The sequence below is a fragment of the Candidatus Bathyarchaeia archaeon genome, assembly GCA_035935655.1.
In the GTDB taxonomy this organism is placed as follows: Archaea; Thermoproteota; Bathyarchaeia; order 40CM-2-53-6; family 40CM-2-53-6; genus 40CM-2-53-6.
The window spans coordinates 1-2,263 of the sequence record DASYWW010000042.1 but is presented as its reverse complement, the minus strand read 5'-3'; the positions used below and the strand labels follow the sequence as shown (position 1 = coordinate 2,263).

The window sequence follows — 2,263 nt, the reverse complement described above, 5'->3', positions numbered from 1 at the left end:
AGCAGCAGCATGAAGCCAGTGTTTCTGAAACCAGCAAAAGAACCTTGTCACAAATGACTTGGGTTCAAGTCGCCCCAGTGCCACTGCAATATCAGGGTAGAGGTCGTTTATAAGATACACGTAAGGGACCCCCCGTAGCTTGGCATAAGCCCACGCCGTCATCGCATTAGCTGGCGGGTTGGTGACAATAACCAAAAGGTCGTACGACCGATGCCCAAGCAGGTAAAAGAGGACGGTAGTGGAGAATATCCCTCCGGCAAGTAACCGCAAAGCCATCGACGGCCGATTGGACTTTGGTGTCCGGAACCGCCGAATTTTGACCCCCTGCCAATCCTCGCACGCCAATAGTTCGCCGACAACGCTAGTTGGCCGATACAGATTCCGGCTGGTCAGAACATCAATGTCGATATCCGCATACCGCTGCTTGAGGTATTGAGCCAGTTCCGACATATCCGTCGGCGTGCCTCCGGACTTGTCAGGATGGAAATACTCGCAAACGATGGCGATCTTCGTCACAGTCGTGCTGTCGGGATGGACACAGGTGATACCGAGCTGCCCTAACAGCCTGTTGAAGAAAGGCTCTTTTTAAGGAAACGCAAAATCCAGCCGAAAGTTTCGGTCGTCCCGTTCGCTACCGCGCGCGCTACCCTGAAGCATATTCCACCGTATGTTGAGCTGTGTCTCTGCGCTCGGTTTGTCCTCTCCATACCAAGCAGCTCGCACCCCACCGCCACAATCGCTCGCCAAACGAGAAAAAGGGCTTTCCCCATCGCCGCCAACTGTTTGGGGGTGCCCACTCCGAAGAGTTTCCGCATCAACTGCGACAAGTTATAGATGGCCGCCGAGACTTTGAATCGCTTGTTCAAGTTTTCCAATCCGCGCAAGGTCGTTCGCCGGGCTCCGCCGGCATCCAGAATATGAGCGAAACTCCTCTCCAAGTGCATTCCTCTGCGCCGGAGCAATTCCTTGCCCGACTTACTACCAGCGCTACGCTTGGCTTTGCGCACCACCCGGGCATCCTCTGGGTCCAGGTTGTCCGACCTGCGGTTCTTAACCGGATCGGAAATCACGGTCCGAATTCCTTCGGCCTGCAACTGCTTCATCTCTCCCACCGCGTGGTAACCTTTGTCGGCGGTGGTGCTTTCGATGGTCAAGCTATCGACAGGCTCGGCCTGCGCCTGATTAATATTCTCTTGAGCTTGCAGGACATGCACGAGCAAATCCTTCTGATCGGTCTCATGACCCAAGCGGACCTCCGCTCGCAAAATCGCGCCGGTATCCAAGTCCACGGTATGCTCCGGTTTGTAGATCATATCGGTGGCGCCTGCCTTGGTCGGTCCAATCTTGGCGTCCGGATCATGAGGATTGACCCACTCCTCATTGCTCATCTTTTTGGGCCGTTTACGGTCAAACTGCCGAACCGCCTCAGCGTTCTTGGGATCAATCCCGTTCTCGCTGGCCAAGCGCCGGACATACTCCCAATACGCCTCCTCCGTGTCGCGGTTGATGAGACTCTTGAGTGCGGCATTGGCCTGGATGACCGAAGCATCAATGCCGACGTTCTTTCCTTTGAGCAGGCCATGCTTGTCCAAGGCGCTGAGGATAACCAGAAAGACTTCGTCGTAAATCTTCTCACCCAGCCGCTGGCGGATGATCGACAAAGTGGAATGATCCGGGGTCGCCTGGGTCAGATCGTAGCCGAGGAAAGCGCGAATCGAGATGGAGTCACTACAACGTTCGGCGATACCCCGTTCGCTGGCGATGTCTTCGAAAAAACCAACCATGAGCATCTTGAAATAGACGACCGGGTCAATGCCGGGACGGCCTCGACCGTTCACCGAATAGGCGGGAGCACACAGAGAACGGGCTTGGGTGGCAAAGTCGAAGGAGGCGAGAGTCTGATCGAGTTTGGCATAAAAAGGGGTAGTAGCGGGCCGCACCAACTCAGAAAAAGCGATGAAGAGTTCCGGGGGAGACAAGGAATGCGGTTTGAACACGAGACCATTGTGTCTTATGTTGCACATTAGTCTAGACAAATCTTCTACTTATTCCGCTTATTTCAACATGCTGGTAGGCTCGGTGTCACGAGCGCGCAGCCAAGAAGCAACCCCGCTCTTCTGAACAGTGAACTCATCGGCAAGTTTCTCTGGTCGTGACAGTGGCACCGGAGTTCTTTGCTAATAGGCGACATCGTTTCTGCTCTGTGAATCCCTTCTTAAAAGCGTGGACGCATTTAAAAACCCACCGCTCCATGCCATTGAGG

Annotated in this window: 2 protein-coding genes; both read right to left on the bottom strand. The window is 54.5% G+C overall.

What is annotated here, in order from left to right:
* Positions 1–516, bottom strand: a 516-nt coding sequence (locus VGS11_09020; protein HEV2120226.1) for a glycosyltransferase, incomplete at its 3' end; no start/stop codon positions are given.
* Between the two features lie 41 nt (positions 517–557).
* On the bottom strand, positions 558–1,979 hold the full coding sequence (locus VGS11_09015) for a transposase (protein HEV2120225.1): 1,422 nt from the start codon (positions 1,977–1,979) through the stop codon (positions 558–560).
* Positions 1,980–2,263 lie beyond the last annotated feature (284 nt).